This is a genomic window from Rhodothermales bacterium, assembly GCA_034439735.1.
In the GTDB taxonomy this organism is placed as follows: Bacteria; Bacteroidota; Rhodothermia; order Rhodothermales; family JAHQVL01; genus JAWKNW01.
The window spans coordinates 1-23,131 of record JAWXAX010000269.1 but is presented as its reverse complement, the minus strand read 5'-3'; the positions used below and the strand labels follow the sequence as shown (position 1 = coordinate 23,131).

General features: G+C 61.9%; 15 protein-coding genes. 3 read left to right on the top strand and 12 right to left on the bottom strand.

The window, feature by feature from the left end; translation table 11 throughout:
* The 5 genes from SH809_18835 to SH809_18815 all read right to left on the bottom strand — a co-directional run.
* Positions 1 to 1,698, bottom strand: a 1,698-nt coding sequence (locus SH809_18835; GenBank protein MDZ4701776.1) for a triple tyrosine motif-containing protein, incomplete at its 3' end; no start/stop codon positions are given.
* Between the two features lie 86 nt (positions 1,699 to 1,784).
* Positions 1,785 to 3,131 (bottom strand): toll/interleukin-1 receptor domain-containing protein, encoded by a 1,347-nt coding sequence (locus SH809_18830; GenBank protein ID MDZ4701775.1) that lies wholly within the window; start codon positions 3,129 to 3,131, stop codon positions 1,785 to 1,787.
* A 260-nt stretch (positions 3,132 to 3,391) separates the two neighbouring features.
* Positions 3,392 to 5,479: a tetratricopeptide repeat-containing protein gene (locus tag SH809_18825; GenBank protein ID MDZ4701774.1), complete on the bottom strand. Its 2,088-nt coding sequence runs from the start codon at positions 5,477 to 5,479 to the stop codon at positions 3,392 to 3,394.
* Between the two features lie 347 nt (positions 5,480 to 5,826).
* Positions 5,827 to 6,309, bottom strand: coding sequence for an SUMF1/EgtB/PvdO family nonheme iron enzyme (locus SH809_18820; GenBank protein MDZ4701773.1), 483 nt, complete (start codon positions 6,307 to 6,309; stop codon positions 5,827 to 5,829).
* A gap of 15 nt (positions 6,310 to 6,324) precedes the next feature.
* Positions 6,325 to 8,787, bottom strand: coding sequence for an SUMF1/EgtB/PvdO family nonheme iron enzyme (locus SH809_18815; protein ID MDZ4701772.1), 2,463 nt, complete (start codon positions 8,785 to 8,787; stop codon positions 6,325 to 6,327).
* A gap of 307 nt (positions 8,788 to 9,094) precedes the next feature.
* On the opposite strand from SH809_18815, the gene SH809_18810 reads away from it, so the two are divergent.
* The 3 genes from SH809_18810 to SH809_18800 are packed head-to-tail and all read left to right on the top strand — an operon-like array spanning position 9,095 to position 12,505.
* The gene (locus SH809_18810) at positions 9,095 to 11,167 is read left to right on the top strand and encodes a DEAD/DEAH box helicase (GenBank protein ID MDZ4701771.1); all 2,073 of its coding nucleotides are present in this window, start codon (positions 9,095 to 9,097) and stop codon (positions 11,165 to 11,167) included.
* Complete coding sequence (locus SH809_18805; GenBank protein ID MDZ4701770.1) at positions 11,167 to 11,751, top strand: DNA-processing protein DprA; 585 nt, start codon at positions 11,167 to 11,169, stop codon at positions 11,749 to 11,751. Before SH809_18810 ends, SH809_18805 begins: the two co-directional genes overlap by 1 nt.
* Complete coding sequence (locus SH809_18800; protein ID MDZ4701769.1) at positions 11,702 to 12,505, top strand: DNA-processing protein DprA; 804 nt, start codon at positions 11,702 to 11,704, stop codon at positions 12,503 to 12,505. Before SH809_18805 ends, SH809_18800 begins: the two co-directional genes overlap by 50 nt.
* A 99-nt stretch (positions 12,506 to 12,604) precedes the next feature.
* On the opposite strand, the gene SH809_18795 is transcribed toward SH809_18800, so the two are convergent.
* The 7 genes from SH809_18795 to SH809_18765 form a co-directional block, all read right to left on the bottom strand.
* Positions 12,605 to 15,874: an amidohydrolase family protein gene (locus SH809_18795; GenBank protein MDZ4701768.1), complete on the bottom strand. Its 3,270-nt coding sequence runs from the start codon at positions 15,872 to 15,874 to the stop codon at positions 12,605 to 12,607.
* A 7-nt stretch (positions 15,875 to 15,881) separates the two neighbouring features.
* The gene (locus tag SH809_18790; protein MDZ4701767.1) at positions 15,882 to 16,298 is read right to left on the bottom strand and encodes a DoxX family protein; all 417 of its coding nucleotides are present in this window, start codon (positions 16,296 to 16,298) and stop codon (positions 15,882 to 15,884) included.
* Positions 16,299 to 16,303: 5 nt separating this feature from the next.
* Entirely contained in the window at positions 16,304 to 17,194 is an 891-nt protein-coding gene (locus tag SH809_18785) for a dienelactone hydrolase family protein (protein ID MDZ4701766.1), read from the bottom strand.
* A gap of 133 nt (positions 17,195 to 17,327) precedes the next feature.
* Positions 17,328 to 19,202 (bottom strand): acyltransferase family protein, encoded by a 1,875-nt coding sequence (locus tag SH809_18780; GenBank protein ID MDZ4701765.1) that lies wholly within the window; start codon positions 19,200 to 19,202, stop codon positions 17,328 to 17,330.
* On the bottom strand, positions 19,199 to 20,488 hold the full coding sequence (locus tag SH809_18775) for an O-antigen ligase family protein (protein MDZ4701764.1): 1,290 nt from the start codon (positions 20,486 to 20,488) through the stop codon (positions 19,199 to 19,201). Before SH809_18775 ends, SH809_18780 begins: the two co-directional genes overlap by 4 nt.
* 474 nt (positions 20,489 to 20,962) lie before the next feature.
* On the bottom strand, positions 20,963 to 21,613 hold the full coding sequence (locus SH809_18770) for an ABC transporter ATP-binding protein (protein ID MDZ4701763.1): 651 nt from the start codon (positions 21,611 to 21,613) through the stop codon (positions 20,963 to 20,965).
* On the bottom strand, positions 21,603 to 22,799 hold the full coding sequence (locus SH809_18765) for a hypothetical protein (protein ID MDZ4701762.1): 1,197 nt from the start codon (positions 22,797 to 22,799) through the stop codon (positions 21,603 to 21,605). Before SH809_18765 ends, SH809_18770 begins: the two co-directional genes overlap by 11 nt.
* Positions 22,800 to 23,131: the final 332 nt, after the last annotated feature.

Sequence of the window (23,131 nt, the reverse complement as noted above, 5' to 3'; positions counted from 1 at the left end):
CGCGCGGTGCATGGGGCCGAGCTGGTGAAGTAGGCGGGGGTTGATCTCCCCGTACGCGCCGGCGAGGGCATCGCGGATGGGGCCGAGGAGGAGCGTGAGCGGGGTGCGGAACTCGTGGGAGAGGTTGACGAAGAAGCGGGACTTGGTGCGGTCGAGGTCTTCGACGAGGCGGGCGTGTTCGTCGGCAGCCTGCGCGATCAGCTCGGTCTCACGGAAGCGGGCCGCCTCGCGCTCCCGAGCGATGAGGCGGGCGCGTTGGAAACGGTCGATGCCCAGAACGAGGCCAGCGACAAGTAAGATGTAAAGCCAGTAGGCGATCGGGTGCCGCCACCAGGATGGTCGTTTATCTATCATGAGCGACCGTGATTCGCTCCAAACCCCGTCCTCGCTAGCCGCCCGAACTTCAAACACATAACGATCCGGCGGCAACCGCGTGTACCGCGCTCGATTTTCGCGACCCGCGTCCACCCACGTGTCATCGTACCCTTCCAGCCGATATTGATACCGAACGAGATCGGGGGCGGAAGATCCAAGGGCAGCGAAATACAGGCTGATATCGTTCTCCGCTGCCCTGAGCGTCAAGGTACGCGCGAGGGTAATCGACGTATCCTGCCCGTTTCCATTCGCGACCATGGCTTCGACTCCATCCACCTCGATTCCCGTCAAAACGGGAGGCAACAGCGTCGGGGGAGAGGTAAACTCCCCGGGGTCGAAGCTATACCAGGAGCCTTCGCTGTAAAAAAAGAGCCGGCCCGATGAATGGTTGAAGCCCGAGCGTTCTGTGAACGAGGAGTATACCGCCGGCAATCCATCGCGACGCGTAAAATGCCAGAAAACGCCCTCCTCCGGATCGAAGCGCGTCAGGCCCTCTCCGGTAGCCAGCCAGAGAAACCCAAAATCGTCCTCTGTGATTTCGTACACGCCTCGCCCGGGCAGCGTATTTGCGCGTTTATAAGCGATCGGCCGCATCGTCTGTCGATCAATGAGCTGCAATCCGTGCTCCTGCGTCGCGACCCACAGGCGCTGCTTTGAATCCTCCAGTACATCCGTGGCCCACTGCACTTCGGGGAGATCGATGTTTTCAAATCGACCGCTTTGGCGATCGAGACGCGATAGGCCTCCGATGGTGCTAAACCAGAGCGCGTCCGGCTCCGAAGGCGCCTCGTAGATGCTGAAAATGCCGTTGTGCACGATGCCACTGCCCGACGCAGCGGAATCGGGCATATGGTGGATAAACCGGCCGGCTACCGGGTCATACCGATCTGCGCCACCCCCGTAAAACCCGACCCACAGGTCTCCAGCCCGGTCCCGGTAAATACTCCGGATCATCCCGAAACTGATGCCGGCTTCATCTGCCGGCCGATGTTCGAAGTGCGTCAGATGACCGAGGGCTCTGTCATATCGAAAAAGACCGGCATTGCTCCCGATCCATAAGCTGCTATCCGGATCAACCCAGAAAACATCAAAAACACCGACCCGGGCGAGGAATGGGTCTTCTATCAGCTCGGGCAAAGCGTCTGGCCCGGGCGGGATTCGGATAAAACCCGACGGGCGACCAATCAATATGGCGCCATCGAGATCTTCAACGATCGCCTCGTTAGCATGGGTGAAAAGCCGGCCGGTATCAGGCAACTCCTCATACACCGTAAAGGGGTAGGCCGGCGGGATGATTCGACTGAGTCCACTGGTCGACGCCACCCAGATGCCCCCCTAACGTCCGTGTTCTGGAACGGGCGAGCGCCGGGGTAACGATATTGCGAGAAATTGTCCATGGTACGCCCTGGCTATTTTCTCTTTCGTCGCTCGAAGTCCCGTTCGATGGCGTTTACGAGTTGGGTCAGGCTCTGCTCCTTGTCGTGGGCCAGATCGTGGGCCAGGTCGAGCGCCTGGAAGGTGGACAGGTCATCAAAATCCTCCATTTCGCCGCCTTCTTCAATAATCAGCGGCATGATGAACCGGATACCGGGCCGGAACTCCCTCCTGCGTTCCAAGGCCAGGTTGATCTCTTTGTTTACATAGGCTATGTTTTTATCCCGCATGGCCCGGCTCTGGAGGATCAGGAAAAAGTCCACGTCCCCGATGGCGTCCTCGATTTGTCGGTTCCAGTCGTCACCGGTCTTCAGGGCCGCTTTATCGAGCCAGGTATCGATTCCGGCCTCTCTCAATTTTCGGGAGAGCTCCGCGGCATAGCCGGCGTCCTCGGAAGCGTGGCAGATAAATGCCATGGGCGCCTCGACGAGAACTTGCGCCTCTGCGCCGGTCGAAGCGGGAATATGGTTCACCCCGTACTTCGTTTCATAGCGGCGCCTGAGTTCATCCGTGAATACGCCCACATCGAGGCAGTAGTGGTATATTTTGTGTGTATCCTTAAAAAAAAGAATCGCGCCCTGGTGTGCCGGGTCATTTTCCGGCCCGGTTGCTTCCAGCGCAAACGATCGGTTGCTGTGGCTTTGTCCCTGCAACACGTGGAAGAGGATACGCAGATACCAGTTCTTGAAGCTAAAGCCGAGAAACAGAAAACACTTGGAAGGGTCTCGGATTTCACTGCTGATGTTGGTCGGGAGCGGCGGATTTTTAGCGATCACGTTGACGAGGAAATCGAGCACATCGTTTTCAGAGATTACCAGCGATTCCGGCACATCGACATACCCGTAGAGGTAGTAAACCATGGGCTTTTTCGCCGTGGCCGGGGGAACGAGATCGCGCCGAGGACCTCGATAGTGATACCCTTCCACCTGACAGGGTTTTTTGTGACGCCTCAGGGCTTCCAGGAAGTACGCGTCCGGCGTGGTCTTTACGACCAGGTGAAACGGCAAAGCCGCCAGATCGAGGTACGGCTGGCTGGTATGATCCTTTTTTTCCTCGTAGAATTGGGTTACGGCGACCTGCAGATCGATTGAGCTGTTATAGTCGCTGTATTTCCGCGCCACGTGAGCCAGGTCGTATTCAATCAGAATATCCGTCGGGGATCGTTGCTTAAGTTCATCCGCGAGCCTCCTTGCCAGTACCTCGGTTAATGCCCTCGAATGACCATCCACAACGTCTTGCGCCATCTCCGGCCCCAGGAATACCACACAGTTTCCCCTGTTGATTGTATGGAGTAACAGGTTCCAGTCTTTTTCTTCCATCATAGTCTCCCAAACACAACCCGGCTAACGGCCGTGTGTAGTACATCCAGACAAAAAAGTCGAACGCGAGGGTCAGGATCCCGATCAGTATAACGTCGTCGCGTTCCGTGTTCGGAGTTCCGGGTAATCGGGCGATATGGGCTTGCTGCCCGGAACATTGAACACGGAACCCGGAACGGATACTCCGCAGATTTAACGTGTCAGACAACGCGTAAGCTAGCGCGAAAGCACCGATGAGGCAAGCCGGCACGGGAACCGGTCTTTCACGACAAACTCGCCCGAATCACCTCCATATCCATGACTCGGACCTCCATGCCATTCCGCTCCGCATCCCGCACCATCCCTTCGGTCCCTCCTACCCCATCCCCTGGCTGCCGGTCCCAGAGCGCAAGCAGCGTCGCCTGGCCACCTCCCAGCGCGAGGGCGTGGTAAAGCATCCACCGGTTGTTGCGCACCCAGATGTCGTACCCCTTCCCTCCATCGACCCAGTACGGCATCGCCTTCGTATCCTGCAACACCGGCCGGCCCTCCCGCGGCGTCGTGTCGTACAGGGTGTAGAAGCGGCGCACCCACGCGTCGCCGGCGAACGAGACAGAACCGGGGAGGAAATCCGTCGGAGGGAACGGCGAATAGAAATCGGTGGCGATGCCCCGTTCGCGGCAGACCTCGTGGAACAGGAGGTCTCCGCCGCAGGCGCCGCCGGCCAGGCCGCGAACCGTCAGCCTCGTGCCGGCGCCCCGGGCGGCTTCCATCCATTGGACGATCGCTTCAACTGCCAAGCCAATCTCCCGGCGAACCGCCTCTTCGCATGCTGGGGGGAAACGTGCTACTGTTCTATCCAGGCTGTCGATCATATGGCCGGTGAAAAGAATGACGTGCGTGACGTGGTCTTCAGAAGAAGCGGCCTCACCCAGCTCGCGCAACGCGGCATCGACCTGCGCCGCCTGTACGCCCAGCGCCTGATATAACCGGAGTTGCCTCCGCATGGAATCGACCACGAAGGGCGATGCCTGCGCGGCCTTTTTGTACGCACGGGCCACCCGGTCGGGGTCGGGCGATGTCAGACAGATGACCTCCGCCTCGGTCGCCTCCTCCCATTCCGGTTTTCGGATTTCGGTGCCTACGCCGCCCCGCTGCCGCTTGAGATAGATGGAACTCTCCAACGAAGCACGAACGAGTTGCTCCAGTTGCCCGATTCGTTCGCTGATCACGCGCAACGCGGAATCGGCGGCCTGCTTCGAAGGATACCCGCGTTCCCATGGCTCCGGATGCCTGCCGGCCAGTTGATCGATGATGACTGCCAACGCCAGGGCATTCACGCCCGAATAGTAGTGATTCAGATTGCCCCTGAACGCTTCGTCGTACGCCCTAAAGGCGTCGAAGAGACGAGGGCTTTCGATGGCCAGGCGTGTCGTATCCTCTCGCGTACCATCAGCTGGTTTTTCCGCCCAGTCGGATTGCCACAGTTGTTTCACATTGCGGCCGTGCAGCGCCATGGCCTCGGCAAATTGTGGATTGGAATCATCACGAAGCTTGAGTAGCCTCTGCACGAGCCGATCTGATTCGGCAATCAGCCCCGCCCGGTTGTACAGGGTGCTCAGCCGATCCAGCGCGTCTTCATCGTCCGGAAAACGCTCCAGCACCCGTTCCCAGACCGCCCTGGCAAACGCGAGGTGCTTCAACTGGAACAGGATCTCCCCGATACGCTTCAGTCCGACGACGGCCCACGGTCGCCCTACGACATCGTCGGCCAGCAGGCGTAGGTCCGCCATGTGTCGCTTCTTCTCGGGCTCTTCGGTGGATTTCTCCTTCGCGGCGCCTTCGTGTTTCGCGACCTGTCGGGCGAAGTCCTTATCCTCGATCGAACGCAAAAACAGGGCAACGTCCTGCTCGCGGAGTCCCTGGAGCCACGCAAAAACCGGGCTGTCGGGACGCTCGCTGCGCAGCGAATCGGCAAGGGCCCGGCTCAGCAAGTCGACGCATTCTTGCGGGTTACGGCTGTCATACGCCAGGTATCGCTCCTGCTGGATGTCGAACGGATGTTTTTCCCCTTTATCGGCCGCGTAGATCATAAACGTGTGCCGGGGCCGCAGCACATGCCGGATGCCGAGTTCGTAGAACACGTTGGGGCTGTGGATCGAGATATCCGCGATGACGATGTCCGCCGTGAGCAGGGAGAGGAACATGTCGCGCTGGATATTGCCGGCCACCAGGACATCCTTCGCCGGCCCGCCACGGATGTTCGCGTTTTCCATCGCCGGCCGGATGAGCTCCCGCTCGACCCGTTCGAAGTCGATGTCGCCTTTGACCTCGTAAGGCCGCACGATGAAGGCGGAATGGGGGATGGGCATGTTTTGTTCGGATTGCAGGTGGCGCGCGCTCCTCGGGCCGGCTGCCAGATGGACTCCTGGGATAGGCGGGAAGCTTCAGGTGCGCGAAAGAACAACGTAACGATACGCGATAGACCTGTGCAGGTCATCCTCCGATCCATAGCCCGGCTGCGCGGGGCCGGCGTCCGCGAATGACATCGCCCTTGCTGTCGGGCAATTATGCACCATTCGGGGCCGTAAGGGCGCGCCATGGCGTGGCCCTGCTCAGCCCCAACGCCCTCCGCCATCCCGCATCGTTCCTCCAGAGGACAGAGCCCGACCGTAAAGCCAACCTCATGCCTCTTCGCTTATTTAAGCACCTTCGCCATTCATGGAACACTTTTGTAAGGGGGCGCGAAAACGACGCGAAAACCGCTGTTGTTGTAGTCGCTGAACGGAAGGCTGCTGACCCGGTTGGCGCAGCGGACGTTCTCAGCATTATCGTAGAACGAGCCGCCGCGCAGGACGCGCGACGCGCTGCTAAGAGAATCCCAGTTTACGGGGTCATTTAAATAGGAAGGATCATACGTATCGAACACATCGGCAACCCATTCGAATACATTGCCATGCATGTCGTAAAGGCCGTACCTGTTTGGTAGTTTCTGGCCCACGGGCTGCGGAGCACCCTTATAATTACCCGCATGCCAGGCATAATCGTCGAGAGTACCCTCATCGCGCGCGAATCCGTAATCTTGTCCCGTCAATCCGGCTCTGCAAGCATATTCCCATTCGGCTTCTGTTGGTAGTCGAAAAACGAAGGAAGAAGCCTGGGATACATCGGGACGCTCAACCAGCGAATTACTTGCATTCAAGCGACTAATAAACTGCTAGGTGTCGAACCAGGTCACATTCTGCACAGGCAGCTCAAACCCCCGATACGTGCTCGGAACGGTCCCCATCACCGCAAACCACTGGCGTTGCGTAACTTCGGTACTACCCATGAAGAACGTGTCACTTACGATAATATCCCGAACAGGCGCCTCATCGGGGAATCCACTCTCCGAGCCCATGGTGAACGGGCCGGCCGGTATTTCAACGAATGCACTGTCGTCAAAGGCCATCCAATTTGATCCGGTGCAATATCCCTGATCAGCCAGAAGCTCCTTATTCCAGGTGCCCTCGGCCTCTTTACACGCGCTGCACCACACATCGAGTTCGCCGGCCGCGCCGCAGTGCTGGAGCTTCTGCGCGACCGTGGGGACAACGATTTCCGATAACACGACGACTCCCACCAACGCAAAAACGGAAATCATCGCGGCCACACCGAGGCGCTGCAAACGGCGCCATAGCTGCCTTCTGTAGCTAGCTTTCACCAGTCGCGTCTCATCGATTGTCAGGAAGCGCATTCCAATTGCGCCCTTCTCAACCAGCTTCAGATTGACGTGATCGAGCTTGTTGCCTCGCTGCCCGTCCTTCCAATCCACCGCCTGACTCTCCAGCAACCGCTGGGCCCGCTGCCCGGGAGCATTCGAAGCTTTGTGATGCTGGAGGATCACGGGCGCCAGCGTATCATGCGCGAGCCGGGTCACGGGTACGGACGCTCCGTCGGGACGGTACGACACGAGCAGGTACATTTCCTGACACCGCACGCGGAGCGCCTGGACCCGATCGCGCACGTGGGGATAGATACGCTCCACGTCGGCGTCGGTCATGGCGCCGGCGGTGACGCGGTCGGTTACGTGTGCCGCGAGGACATCGATGGCCAGGCCCGAGTCGACCACGGACGCGTCCCACGCGCGCAGGGCCGCGAGCTGGCGCGAGAGAAACTCCGCAAGCCCGAGTCCTTCACCGTCGCGGATGTCCTCGAACAGGGCGGTGGAAAAGGTGGGGGCCACGGGGTCTTTCTCCACCGCACGCTCCCACATACGCGCCATGAGGATCGAGAGCACGGGAGCGGCCGGCGTTCTGGGGTCGTCCAGGATGGCATCGGCCACGGCTTCGGGCACCTTTTCTTCGATCTGGAGGCGATACATCTCGCGCAGCTCCTCGCGGGTCGCCGGCCCACGCACGACCTCGACCACGCCCGCACGGTCCAGCCGCTCCAGAAACACGGGGAAAAAGGGAAGTCCAACCCCCGATAGGCCGCGAGTTATCTCGGCCAGCCACTCTTTGCGAAACGAGAGCACCAGCCGGCCCCCAGGGCGATTGGCCCTGACGGCAAAGAGCCGCTCCACGATCGCCAGCAGCGCGCGCATTTCCACGACCCACGGCGCATCGCCCCCCGACGTATCCGCCCCGGCGGGCATGGGAAGGGTGACGTATTCTTCGGCCTGATCGAGGATGACCGTCAGCGGCTTGCCCGCTTTTGCTTCCAGGGCATGCCACGCATTTGCTACAGCCGCCGGCTCGGCCGGCACGTCGAGGAGGTTGGCCAGTGTGCCGGCCAGGCCCAACGGTTGGTCGCGCCGCTTCATTTTAACCTGGTGCACGGTTTCCAGATAGCGCAACACGCCGGCTTCCAGCAGGGAGGATTTGCCGACGCCGCTATCCCCGTAGAAGAGGATGATCGGTCCTTTGCTCGTGATGGCCTGGTAGAGTTCGACGATGTCCCGGTCTCGTCCGAAAAAAACGGCGGCATCGTTACGCTCAAACCGCTGCAGCCGGCGATACGGGGCGGCCGGCGGCGGCGGCATGTCGATTTCTGGAAGGCTCTCGCGGCGTTTTTCCCTGGTGGATTCTTCGGGCGAACGCACATCGCCAACCAGAGGCCGAGGAGCGGGACCCCTATCGGGAGTTCCCACGATCTCGAAGATCTGATCGTTGAGATGCCGCGTGACGTGCTGTCGAAAATCGACCAGATCGGTGTACTTCCAGAACAGCCCCTTGCCCGAGACTTCGTTCCGGAACGCCTCCACCTTTTCGTCCTGCGCTTTGATCTCCTGGAGCTGCTCCGGGGTGAGTTTTCGGGGGTCGACCGTGAATTCCCGCTCACAGAAATACAGCATCACCGGCCGGCGGTTGTCGGCCATCCAGCGTTCGTACGCGTCGTAAAATTCCGCCTCCGAGCCCGATTCATGATTCCCTGTCGGCGTCCCGAACCGTCGCCAGAAGATGCCGACGTAGATGTGGTACGCGCCGAGTTGTTCGAAGAGGTTCGACTGGATATCGCCGAGGCCGGGCCGGCCGTGGGTTTCCCATCGGAGCGCCTCGATGTAGACGCCGAGGTGCCGGCCGAGCCGGGGCTGGAGGTCGTTGGTGATCAAATCCTCCAACGCGTCGCGCTCGGCCGCGACGTCGCCTGGCGAGGAGATGAAGATGCGGATCGGGCGGACGGCGGGCAGGTCGGTCATGCAGCAAGGCGACGGCGGGTTAGGCGGTGCTAACTTACACGCCGGGTGCGTCTTGCGCAAGGAGACCCGAAGGGTTTTAGACCCCAGCGACCGGAACACCTCACCGTCTCAGAAACCCTTCGGGTCTGGGTCGAACCGACGCGGTTCATCATACCATCCCCCTCTCCGAATACGTCGGGACGGTTCCTGTTGAAAATGAAATCGCGCGCCGCTTGCTCCGTCCGCGCCATCCGCGGTTATCTTGCGGATCGTCCTGCCGGACCTGGTCCCCACAAGGCAAGGCATAACAAACCTCGGTCAGAGGACGATGGCCTTCAACCGCGATCGCGCACTGGAGTTACTTCGCATTGGTTCTGGTACGCCAGACGCCGCGTTTCGCGACGGGCAGGAGGAGGCCATACGGTATGTGGTCGAAGGCAACGGGCGATTGTTGGTGGTTCAAAAAACGGGTTGGGGGAAAAGCTTCGTCTATTTCATCGCATCGAAGCTGCTGCGCGAGGCAGGCGCCGGCCCGGCGATCCTGATTTCGCCCCTCCTTGCCCTCATGCGTAACCAGCTCCTTGCCGCTGAACGGATGGGCGTTTCGGCCGTCACAATAAACTCGGAAAATCTCGACCAGTGGAGCCAGATTGAATCCACCCTGCAGCGAGACGAGGTCGATATCCTGCTCATCTCGCCGGAGCGCCTCGCCAATCCGCGCTTCCGCGAACACGTTTTAGCTCACCTGGCGGGACGAGTTTCCCTGCTCGTTGTCGATGAAGCCCACTGCATATCCGACTGGGGACACGACTTCCGACCTCACTACCGGTCACTCGAACGTATCATCCGATCACTCCCCGAAAACCTCCGCGTTCTGGCGACGACGGCGACGGCAAATAATCGCGTCATCGAAGATCTCCAGGCCGTGCTGGGGCCGAATTTATTTCGCTTGCGGGGCGATCTCAATCGCTCATCGCTCACGCTGCAAACGATTCGACTACACGGCCAGGCCGAGCGTCTGGCCTGGCTGGCGGAAAACGTCCCCAGGCTGGAAGGGAGCGGCATCATCTATACCCTGACGGTTCGCGACACGATCCTGGTGGCTGACTGGTTGCGCTCGCAAGGGTTGGCGGTGGAAGCCTACTCGGGCCAAACCGGCGAACTTCGGCCGGAATTAGAGCAGGCCTTGTTGGATAATCGGATCAAAGCACTCGTCGCCACCACGGCGCTCGGCATGGGGTTCGACAAACCCGACCTTTCGTTTGTCATCCACTATCAGGCGCCCGGGTTGGTTGTGGCCTATTACCAACAGGTGGGGCGCGCCGGACGGGCCATCCCCTCGGCATACGGCATTCTCCTGGGCGGACAAGAAGACACGGATATCACCGACTATTTTATCGAACAGGCCTTCCCGACGCGCGACGAAGTCGCTCTGATTTTGAAGGCACTTGAAGCCGCGCCTGAAGGCTTAACCGTGCCCCAGATGTTGGGCCGCGTAAACGCCCCCCAGGGGCGCATCGACAAAGCATTGCTGTTGCTCTCGCTGGAGTCGCCGGCCCCGATCGCTTCGCAGGGTTCCAGGTGGCAACTGGTTGCCGCCGACTTAAACGAATCGTTCTGGCAGCGTGCGGAACGACTGACGGCGTTGCGCCGGCAGGAACAGGAGCAGATGCAAACGTATGTGGACTTGCCGTCCGGCCACATGGATTTCCTGATTCGAGCCCTGGACGGCCGGCCCCGGGGCATCACAACAGCCCTGTTGCCTCCGTTGCCTGTCGAGGTCTGCGATGCCGTGGCCCGCGAGGCCGTCGCCTTCCTCCGTAGAACCAGCCTTCCGATCGAGCCCCGCAAGAAATGGCCTGTCGGCGGCTTGCCACACTCCCAGGTTTCCGGCCTGATCCCGGACACGTTGCGCGCCGAAGCGGGAAAAGCCCTGTGCCTGTGGGGAGACGCCGGCTGGGGTGGACTCGTCCGCAAGGGGAAGTACAAAACCGGTACGTTCTCCGAGGAATTGATAGATGCCTGCGCCGCTTTGATTCGTGCCTGGAATCCCGCACCACGACCAACCTGGGTTACGTGTATTCCGTCTCACCGCCATCCTCATCTGGTGCCCGATTTCGCGCAACGACTGGCAAAAAAGCTCGATTTGCCGTTTCTTGCGGTGCTGGCAAGAACCGATGATCGGCCCGAGCAAAAAAAGATGGCCAATAGCGCCCAGCAAGCCCGAAACGTCGATGGTTCTCTCTCCCTGATGGACATCCCCTTTCCAGCCGGCCCCGTACTGTTGATCGACGACATGGTCGACTCGCGTTGGACGTTTACACTGGCCTCGTGGCTGTTGCGCCAAAACGGGAGCGGTGAGGTCTGGCCCCTCGCGCTCGCGAAAACAGGGAAAGACTGATGGACACCCCGCTTTCATCCAACACGAAAGCCATCCTCCTGCTCACCGCCCCCCTGCTGCTGGGCAAGGGCGCGGAAGGCCCCAAATTGCTTTCGCTCGGTGAATACAACCGCCTTGCGCATTTCCTGCGCGAACAAAACGCGGAGCCGGCCGACCTCCTCTCGCCAAACGCCCACGAACTAGTAAACGCTGGTGGCGCCATCGTTGAACCCGGTCGCCTGGAGTCGCTTCTTGAGCGAGGCTTCCTGCTGAGCCAGGTAGTCGAACACTGGCAATCGCGCGCCATCTGGGTCGCCAGCCGGGCCGACAACTCGTATCCCCGTCGCCTGAAATCGAGACTCCGCGAGTATGCGCCCGCCATTCTATACGGAGCCGGCGCGAGCACCTTGCTGGACGGGGGAGGGTTGGGCGTCGTGGGTTCGCGCGATGCGGACGATGGGTTGATTCAGTTTACCCGCTCGGTTGGCGCTCTGGCCGCCTCCGCCTCCCAGAGCATTGTATCGGGGGGGGGCGAAAGGCATCGATCATGCGGCGATGGACGCCGCCCTGGAAGCCGGCGGTACTGTTTGTGGCGTGCTTTCTGACAGCCTGGAAAAACAAGCGCTTAAACGCGACTACCGAGAGGCTCTGTTACAGGGCCGACTCGTGCTGGTGTCGCCCTTCGATCCGCGGTCGGGATTCCTGGTAGGCCACGCCATGCAACGAAACAAGCTGATCTACGCACTCGCCGACGCTGCGCTGGTGGTGAACGCCGCATATAACGAGGGCGGTACGTGGGCCGGCGCCGTGGAGCAGCTCGACAAGCTGCGCTGTGTCCGGGTTTTTGTTCGATCGAGTGGCACTCCAAACAAGGCGCTGGACGTGCTGCGATCGAAAGGAGCACACCCCTGGCCGGATCCCGATACTCCCGAGGCGATGCGCGCGCTTCTTCAGGTAGCTGCGGATGTTTCAGGCTCAGGTTTGCGCGAAGCGCCGTCCCTGTTCGATAGTGTCCCGGCCGAGCCCGCCGAGCGGCCGTCGATGGTGCGTGAGCCGGCCGCGGGGTTTCAGGCCGAACCACGTGCGACCGAGGTGATGCCTCGGGCCGATAGCCAGGAGGCACGTTTGCTGGACGGAAGTGTAAGTCCAGCCGTAAGTCCAGCCGAACACCTGTTTGAAACGGTACGGAGCATCGCCCTCGTGGCACTCCGTGAACCGATGGGCGAAGCCGAATTTGCCACCGCGATCGGCGTAGCAACAAGCCAGGCGAGGATCTGGCTGGACCGGCTTGTCTCGGAAGGACTTGCTGAAAAATTGGCGCGCCCCTCGCGATACCGCCTCACCGCAGCCCCTCGATAAACGCCACGGTAGATCTAAATCCAACATCCCCAAAAACAATGGCATTTTAATCGTTCCAGTACATTCTTTACATGGGCACACTGTTATCCAGCCCCACCGTCAATGCCGGCCGCACGAGCACACTGGCCCAAACGGCAGCCCCAGCGCGTCGTCCGCCCAGATGAAGGTATCGTCCAGGCCGTCGGTCTGCCAGTAAAACGGCTTGCGCTCGCGGGGGTGGTTGCCGACTTCGTTCATGGTCGCGGCGTCGAACAGCCGGCCATTGACCATCACCAGGCGGATGGTTTCGGTGTTTCGGATGTCGTCCAGTGGGTTGGCGTCGAGCACGACGAGGTCGGCCAGCTTGCCGGCTTCGAGCGAGCCGATGTCGCCATCCAGGCCCAGGTATTCGGCCCCGAACAGCGTGCCGGCGCGGAGGACCTCGTGGTTGGTCATTCCCCCCTGCGCGAACATCCACAACTCCCAATGAGCGGCCAGGCCCTGCAGCTGGCCGTGCGCCCCAAGTTGGACGCGTCCTCCGCGGTCGACGAGGGCTTTGGCGGACCGCGACACCTCCATGTGGAAATACTCATCGTCCGGCACGATCGTCGGCCGGCGCGCGCGGGCGTCGAGCGCCGATCGCGGGTAAAAACGGAGCAGTCGGTCGTTATCCCACACGGAGTCGTGCTGGTACCAGTAGTACTCGCCCGATGGCCCGCCATAGTTGACGACGAGCGTCGGGGTATAGCCGACCTTTGTCTCGGCCCACACGCTCATCACATCGTTGTAGAGCGGCGCCACCGGGATGTTGTGCTCGATGCCGGTGTGGCCATCCACGATCATGGTCAGGTTGTGGTACAGCGTCGACCCGCCCTCGGGCACCACCATCATCTCGAGTTCGCGCGCCGCCTGAAGCACCTGCTGCCGCTGCTCGCGCCGGGGCTGGTTGTAACTCTTTACCGAAAAGGCGCCGACGGCCTTCATCCGCCGCAGGTGCGAGCGGGCGTCGTCGAGCGAGTTGATGACGGCCTTAAAATCGCCATCGGCTCCGTACAGGATGGTGCCGGTTGAATAGACGCGCGGACCGACGGTGCCGCCGGCCTTGACGAGCTCCGACTGGCTGAAGACAAACGAGGTGTTGGCCGAGGGGTCGTGCAGGGTGGTCACGCCAAAGGCCAGATTGGCCATATACGCCCAGTTCTGCTGCGGGGACGGACCATCGAAGAAGTGGCTCACGTGGGCGTGGACATCCACCAGCCCCGGCATGATCGTCGTACCCGAGGCGCCGATGACGGTAGCGCCGGCCGGGACCTGCACCCCGCCCGCCGGGCCCACGGCAACGATGCGGTTGCCTTCGACGACGAGGACGCCATTTTCGATGACCTCATCGCCGTTCATGGTGATGATGCGGGCGCCGGTGAACGCGAGCCGACCCGTGGGCGCATCGGTCCGGGCCGTCAGCCCGATGGCGACGCCGGTCGAGTCGATGGCCGGCAGCGTGTCTGGCGCGCCGGCGACAAACGAGAAGCTGTCGCTCAGATCGCGCGAGAAGTACTCCGGCCCCAGCACCCAGTGGAGCCGTTGGCTGTCGGCCGACCAGTGGACGTACAGGCCGGCGTCGCGCGACACCTGCTTGACGGGGATGGCCTTGGTGTCCTTGCTCAGCTCGATGGGGCTGCCGGTTTTCGGGAAGGCGGCGATGTAGGCATTATGGAGCTCGGTGAACGCCACCCAGGCACCGTCGGGGCTCGGGACGATGGCATCCGCATACTTCAGATCGAAGTGGGTACGCTCATCTCCGCCGTCGAGGCGGACGCTTTTGTAGGTCTTGGTGAGCCCTCCGCCCGAGAGAAAGTAGACGCGGGATCCATCCGGCGAGAAGCGGGGATCGGAGCCGTCTTCCCGGATGAGCGTCCCCTCGCCGCCTTCGGCCGGCATCCAGTACAGCCCGGGGTCGACGCCGTGCAAAAAGCCCAGAAGACTGTTGCCGTTCTGCCGCCGGTAGACGATCCGCGAGCCGTCCGGCGAGAAGCGGGGCGTGGCGAAATAGCCGGGGCGCGGGGTGAGCCGGACGGGTGCGCCGCCGCGGGTGGCCACTTTATGGATCGCCCCGCGCGCCTCGTCGTCCCACGTGGTATAGACGATCCACTGGCCGTCCGGACTGAAAGCCGGCTCGTACTCAAAGGCCGCACCGTCCGTCACCCGGGCCGGCGCGCCGTCGGGCAGCGTTTTTTTCCAGAGGTGTCCCAGGGCGTTAAAGACCAGCGTTTTGCCATCCGGGGACGTCGCGGCATCTCGCACCATCTTCACGTCAAACGACTCGGGACTGACGGCCTGGGGGAAGCGCACGGCTTCGGTGACCGTCATCTCCACATCCACTTCGAAGGGGATTTCCGCGACGGCTTTGGTGGCGACATCGAGCTTCCAGAGTTTCCCCTGCGCCCAGAAGACGAGGTGCCGGCTGTCGGGCGACCAGTCGATGGCCGGATAGACACCGAAGATGGCCCACGCCTCCTGCTGGTCGTGGCTGAGGCCGTCGAAGAGCGGGCGCTGGGCGCCGGTGGCGAGGTCGTAGACATAGAGCACACTTTTCGCGCGGACTCGGCGGACAAACGCGATCTGAGTGCCGTCCGGCGAGGGGGTCGGGCGGATCGAGCCGCCGGCGCCGGTGATCAGGTTCTTGAGCTCGCCCGTCTCTCGATCCAACCGGCGGATGGCGTATATCTGGCTGTTGGGGTCCTTGTTGTACTCGAACGTCGAGCCCCCGCTCACATCCTCGCTGAAGTAGACGTAGCGCCCATCGGGGCTGAGGGCGATTTCGTTGCCCTGGTCCTGCTGGTCGTTTTTGCGCTTCGTGAGCTGTAGGCCGGCGCCGCCGGACGTGTGGTACATCCACACCTCGCCGGCGCCAAGCGATCGCGTGCTGGTGAAGTGTTTCCGGCCCAGCAGATACTGCCCATCGGGCGTCCACGCGGGGCCGTTGACCAGGCGAAAGTCCTCGTTCGTCACCTGAGCGGGGTTCGCGCCGTCGGCCTCCATCACCCAGAGGTTATCGCCGCCGGCGCGGTCGCTGGTGAAGGCGATCCGCCGGCCATCCGGGCTGAAGCGCGGTTGCAGGTCGAACGCCGGGCCACTGGTGAGGCGCGTGGCCCTGCCGCCGGCGACCGGGAGCGTGTAGAGGTCCCCGAGGAGGTCGAACACCAGGCGCTGGCCGTCGGGGCTGACGTCCAGGTTTATCCAGGTCCCTTCCGTCGTCGTGAAGGCAACCGATTGCGTCGGCCCGAACGCCGCGTTGACGTCCCACTTCGTGGTGTCCTCCTGGGCGACAACGGGAGAACAGATGGCGACGAGCAGAAGGACGAACAGGGTCGCGTAGCGTATGGGCATCATGCAATTTTTACTTCTTCCGGCTCAGCCACTCATCCACGCTGTATTTCCCGGGCCCAACGAAGATCAGGCCCGCCAGGATGATCATGTATTTCAGCGAGTGCGCGGCCGATCCTTCGCCGGTGATGATGTGGCGCGCCGAGGCAACGAACATCGTAAACGCCAACATCGCACACACCGGCCGAAAGAACAAGCCGGCGGCGATCAACAGGCCGCCGACCGACTCGGAAAACGCGGCCATGAAGCCCCAGAACGTGGGGGCGAAGGTGATCCCGAACACACCCATGGCGTTTCCGAGCCCCTCCCAGCGTTCCGGCCCGCCGGCAAGCTTCTCCCATCCATGGAAAAACAGAAAGCCCAACCCCAGGCCCAGCCGGATGACAAGCAGACCGGCGTCCTGATACTTCGCAAGCTTATTCCAGATCATTCGTATTAACCACGCATGTGTTGGTTGAAGAAATCCACCGTCCGTTGCCAGGCCAGCTTCGCGGCGGCTTCGTCGTACCGGGGTGTGGTGTCATTATGGAAGCCGTGCTCGGCCCCCGGGTACATGTGGGCCGTGTAGGTTTTGCCGTGTTCTTTGAGCGCCTCTTCGTACGCCGGCCAGCCGGCGTTGACGCGTTCGTCCAACTCCGCGTAATGCAGTAGCAGCGGCGCGTTGATCTTCGGTACGTCCTCCACCGGAGCCTGGCCGCCGTAAAACGGCACCGAGGCCTTGAGGTCGGGGATGCGGACGGCCATCATATTCGAGATATAGCCACCGAAGCAGAACCCGACGACGCCGACATTTCCGTTGCACATCGGGTGCGCCTTGAGGTAGTCGGCCGCGGCGATGAAGTCCTCCAGCATCTCATCTCGATCCCGTTTGGCCTGCAGCTCGCGGCCGGCGTCGTCGTTGCCTGGGTAGCCGCCAAGCGGGGTGAGGGCGTCGGGGGCGAGGGCCAGGAAGCTGGCGAGGCCGGCGCGCCGGGAGACGTCCTCGATGTGGGGATTCAGGCCCCGGTTTTCGTGCACGACTACGACCCCCGGCAGTTTGGTCGTATTTCCAACGGGCGAGGAAAGCAGGCCACGGATGGTCCCGCCGCCTTTCGGGGAGGCGTATTCGATGTACTCTTCATCCAGGCGCGAGTCGCCGGCGCGCACCTGCTGCGCCGCGACGTATTTCGGGGTCAGAAACTCCAGGATCGCGGCGGCGGTGACACCGCCCACGGTATACTGGGATACCCGGTCTAGGAACGTACGCCGGCTGATGCCTCCGTGTACATAGTGGTCGAACAGTCGGAAGACCTCGCGGTCTAGCTCCTCTTTTTTGATCTCTTTCATGGACGTCGTGGGGTGTGATGGGTCGGACGAGTAGGCCAATAGCGCGTCAACCGACAGCAAGGATACTATTCACGACCCGGAATTGCCACGGCTTTCGCCCCACGCGAGGTGCATTCCGTCCCAAAACGCCGGCCTACCGAAGCATCCCCTGCTTCAACAATGCCCCCACTACGTCGACCGCACCCTGATAAGTCAGGTGCGACGAATCGAACTGCAACGGTTGTCCATTCGTGGCGATCATTTGACAATCCCGGCCATCGCACAGGGTGTCGAAGATGGAAAAATAAGCGCCGGGCGAATCGCGCAGCACCTCCTCGATGAGCCGATCCATCTCCTTGATCTCGCTATAAAACTGGGCCGCTTCGACATCCGCGTCGGTGGCTTCGTGGCGTGCCAGCAGCCGGGGCAGCGCCTGGCGATACTCCATGATGGGGCCGAGCACAATCACCTGTCCGACCTGGTAGGACAACATGCGGACGGTCTCCGGCAGCCGCGGCAGATCCGCCGTCTCCCACCGGCCGGCGAGGATGACGGCGTCGTATTCGTGCTCGGACAGGTAGGTCGTAAACGCCTTCTCCATGAGCCCGGTGCAGCGGGGTTCGCCTTCGGCGCCAAGCACGGGCCGGCAGCCCGAGGCCGTCACCTGGGCAAACTGGATGTCCGGCCGCCGTCTCGCCAGACCGGCGTAATACTGCGCGGCGTGGCTGTCGCCCAGGATCATGACGTTGCGCCGGCCGGGGTCGTAGTTCACGCAACCAACCTCGTCGAAATACGCGAGGTTGTCCGACTCGCTCGTCAGGAAGCAAGTGTTGGTGCGAAAGTACGGATCGGCATCGTAGTTAAGATAGGAGATAAAACCGAGCTGGCTGCCTGTAAATCGGCTTTTGCCGCCCTCGGTGATCACAAACCACCCGCCGACCAGCGCCACGACCACCGTGGCCGCCACGCCCCCCGCCCAGACGATTCGCGGCTGCCGGCCTGTGCGGTGGGCGCGCAGCGGGTGCTCCACGAGACGCCAGCTCAGGTAGCCGGCGACGAGTGACGCGACTATCAATCCCAGCCGCTCGTGCGACGACGGCTGGGGGCTGATCTGTAGCTTGTAAAATACGACGATCGGCCAGTGCCACAGATAGACGGAGTACGAGATCTTCCCAAGAAACCGTGCGGGCGACAGGGCCAACAGCCTACTCAGCCCGACGCCGGCCGTCTGCCCTCCCACCAATACCAGCGCCGCGCCGCAGACGGGCACGAGCGCGTACACTCCCGGAAACGGTGTCGCTTCCGAAAACAGGACAATGCTGTACGCGATCATGGCCAGTCCCGCGGCCACGGCCCCCTCCGCTCTCCACCGCGGCCACTCCCGGTGGGGCGCCAGGGCGATGATACCGCCCAGCAACAACTCCCACAGACGAGTCGGCATCAGGTAGAACGCCGCCGAGGGATTAAAACGCAACATCACTTCGCCGGCCAAAAATGAAAGCCCCGCCAGCACCACGAGCCCGGCGAGCGCATGCCGGCGATAGCGGTACGCCAGCATCATCACCAGGGGGAATAGGAGGTAGAACTGCTCCTCGACCGACAGCGACCACGTGTGCAGCAGCGGGTTGAGGGCGACGTCCTCGGCGAAGTAGTCGTTCTGCGAAAGAAAGTAATGGTTGGATAGATACACGACCGACGCCATCGCGCTCCACCCGAACGCCCGCACTTCGTCCGGCAGGCCGATCCCCATTTCCACGCCGGCGCACACCAGAATCACCACCACCAGCGCCGGCAACAGGCGCCGGATGCGGCGCTCGTAGAAGCCTGCCAGTGAGAACGTCGCGCCCTCGAGGTCGCGCCATAACAAGCGAGTGATGAGGTACCCCGAGATCACAAAAAACACGTCGACGCCGGCGAATCCGCCCGGCGCAAGATGCGGCATTACATGATATCCCAGCACAGCCATCACCGCGATGGCCCTAAGTCCGTCGATGTCGGATCGGTAACTGGATTCGGCAGCCGGCTTCATCGGCTCCCCCGAATGCGCGCCCGCTCGTGCTCCTTGACCAGGTCCACATGCAGAGCCAGGTACGAAAACACGAACAGGAAATGCCCGAAATGCCGCGGCCGAAAGAAGATCGACTCCTGAAAGTTGAGCACCAGCAGGCTGAGCATTAGCCACTTCCAGATCTGTCCTTTTTGGAGTGCGCCGAGTCGATTGAAGTAGGCGACGATCATCGCCATCAGTAACCCGAAACCTACGACGCCCGTCTGGCTGATGATGTCGATATACCCCTGGTGCGACTGGTTCGGCAGCCAGGGAAACGCCTCGAACAGGGGCACAAGGTGTGGGCTATCCATCACCCAGAAGGCCCCGAATCCCCAGCCCATCAGCCATTTACCTTCCGTCATCGCCAGCACGGCCTGCCAGAGTTCAACCCTCCCCGTGAAGCTTAAATCCTTGCCAAACAGCCCGAGAAAGGACGCGAGCATTTCCGGGGCGCCAAAAACGACCATCGCGACGATGCTGACGACGCCGGCCAGCAGCACGCCGGTATAGAACCGGGCGATGATCGGCTGTTTGAGCCACGCACTGGCGTATTGTGTCCCCAGGATGCCCAGCAAGGCGCCGCCGGCCAGCACGGCCGTCGTACTCCTTGCTCCAATAAATAGAATCGCGGTTACCCCCAGCAGAACGTAGTGGACCACGTTGATGGCCTTTCCCCGGTGGTACGGCACGATGCCAAGCCACAGGATCAGGCTGAACAGCGTGATCTGGCCCAGGTTGTTCTTGGTATTCGCGAGGCCGCGCCACGCAGGAAACTCCCACTGGGTTGCGCCGTGCACGAACAGGACGGCGAGCAGGCTGAGCGGGATATACACAAATAGGATGACGCGGAAAGGCCGTAATGCCTCTTCCGACCATCGGTAGTGCAGCAATGCGGCCAGGCAGATGATGCCCTCGCCAAAGAGCGTCACCCAGCGCTTCAGGCTCACGACCGGGTAAGGCGACCAGATCACACTCAGCAGACACCAACCCAGAAAAAGGGTTAGAAACTTCTCTCGGCGAACAAACGCGACCACCTGCTCGTGCATGCCGACGAGGGATGCGAGAGATACCAGAAATAGCAGCGAAAGCCCCTGATTGATCGGATTTGAGGTTGAGATCTCGTTTGGATCCGACTTAAAATTAGGAAACGGGGCTGAGGTCCCAAAAAAGGCAAAAAATAGATAGACCAGAAATGCGCCGCGGGCCCATTTCTCGTAGGAGGTGGTAGTGGAAGACGATGTAACGGCGTGCTCAATCGCTCGCATCGACCGGTGCGGATATGGGATGGGCCGACGCGCGAAGGGATGGGGATGCTTCAAGACGCCGGTGGGATGGGGGCAACGTGGCAGTCTACTCCCATGGCGTCCTTCGTCCGCAAGGATTCAGGCGCTTTCTTCCCGCGCCGGCGGCGCATATCGATGCGCCAATCGGGGCGATTTGGAGGGCCGATTTAAGTCGGCTTCATTTTAGCCGATATCTCACTCGTAAGATATGCGCATCGGCGACGGGCCGGCCAGAACCCCACCCGGTTTTAATGGACTCACCGATAGCGCAGTGCTCCCCACTCTAACCTTCTACGACCATGTTTAGCGCATTCTGGAGTTTCCTCTTCGGCGAAGACAATGAACGCGGCCACACCCAGGGCATCCTCGATCGTTACTAAACGAGCCGCTTCGACCCACTGAACCGAGGGGGTAGGCCATCCGGTCTACCCCTTTTTTGTGACATAACGGCGTAACTCACGCCGGCGTCCGCTTGCGCATCTCGATCGTGGCATCGCAGAGCGCGTCGATCGTCTCCTGCATATGACTGGAGAGGATCGTCAGCCCGCCGCCAACCTTGAAGTCGTTGATCAACCCGATCACGGCCGCGCAGGTCTCGGCGTCCAGCCCGCGAAAGGGCTCGTCCATCAGCAGCACCGCCGGCCGGGCGACAAGCGCCGCGGCGATCTGGGTCTTTTTGCGCATCCCGGTCGAGTACGTCCCTATCGGCTCATTTCGGTGCTCATCGAGCATAACCGCGTCCAGCATAGCGTCGATGCGCGCGGGGCTGTCGGCCGCCCATTGCCCGCGATGCCGGAGGATAAACGTCAAAAACTCGACCGCCGAGGCGTGGAGCGGGAGCGCGTCCTCGTCGTGCACGATGCCGACGTGCGCGAGGTATGCATAAGGCTGTTTGTGGATGTAGATATCGCCGTATCGGATCGTCCCCTCGCTCGGATGAGCCAGCACCCACAACAGACGCAGGAGTGTGGTCTTGCCGGCGCCGTTCGGCCCAACGAGTCCGGTGGTGGTGGCGGGCAGGAACGTATGCGAGAAGTGCTCGATGACGGGCGCACGTTGCCCGTAGCGCTTCGAGACGTCGGTTACAATGAGGCGTTCAGCCGGCATACGAGGCGCGGGGTCTGGGGCCGGCACTAGCGGCGATGAGAGCAGCGAGAAGATCGACGCCGGCCCACAGGACGACGCCGGCGAACGTCCATGCCGGGGATGCCCACTCGACGAGGGCGACGCTCGCTATAAACGGAAACGTCCACCGCAGGTTGATCCAGAGGCGAACGAAGTGCCAGTCGGACCGCGAAAGGTAGTGCATGGCCACAAAGGCCGGCAGGATCGGAGGCCGTGCCGCGATCGTCGAAACGGCCCGGGGCGCCACGACCAGCACAGCCAGGAGCGCCGTGACGGCCGCCTCCGGGGCGCCGCGCCACACCATCACCCAGAACAGCCCGTGCCCGAAGGCCAGCAGCCGGCCGAGCGGAATGCGGCGGTCCAGCTGGAGCAGCACCAACCACGCCGCCGGCCGCAGCCGCGTGGGAATCCAGTACAGGCTGTCGTACGGCAGCGCCGGCGCCGGCGCGGCATGGAGCCGGCCGGCCGCAAAAATCTCCCTGAAAAACGCGTTGCTGTGGTAATACGGCCCGTCGAACCCGGCACGAGAAGCCCGCCAGCGGAGGATACCCACGACGAATAGAACCAGCCCGGGGACGACCGCCAGCGCCAGATGCACCCCTTCCAGCAGCCGCCCGGCGAGGTGTACCGTCGCGCCGAGGATGAACAGCCGGCCGGTGCCCAGAAACGCCGGCACCAGGCCGTCCGGCAGGGCGACACTGTACGGGGTGTTCTCCTTAAGCCACCTGTAGACGTCGCCCCGCTTGCCCTCGCTCCACTCCTGCGACAACGGCCCGATCCGGTGGTAATAGCCCAACGCCTCGAACGCCACGCCGCCGACCACCAGCGCGTACGCCACGCCCCGCACCAGCCGCACCCCATCCAGCGGCGGCCAGAATGCCAGCACGGCCCCGGGCACCAGCAACCCCAGAGCGACCGGCTGCCAGCGCCGCCACTGGCCGGCCGCCAGTGCTACCGGCGCCACATTGGCGAGCTGGAAAAGGAACTGGTTCGGATCCGGCAGCGCGAGGTGCGGTAGCGACATGGCCAGAACCCCTACCGCTAGCAGGACGGCGTACTCCATGAACCATCGGATCGTATCGGCATCGCTGCCGACCGCCAGCACGCCGGCAAACGCCGCCCCCGGCAACGCCACGGCCCAGAATCGATATCGGTCAGGTGGAATCACGCTACGTTCTTGTGAATGTGTGACGTGGCGCGGCATAGTATGTCATCGTGCCCGCATTGAGCGAAGCCGAAGTGAGCTGCCCGGGATGTAAAACCCGGGCGTGTCGAACAGCCTGCTCTCGTGTAAACGGGGGACCTCCCGGCCGACCGTGAGGCCCTAAGTATCATCACGGTCAATCCGTTGAATGCCTGCGACGACCGTTCAATGTTAGAGGCTGAGGGAAGCCACATTATACCTTGAGAAACTGTTGAGATTTGCGTATTGCATAAGGAGCAAGTCATCCCCGCGCAGGCGGGGACCCAGAAAAATGCCAGTCTGATGGCTGGATTACT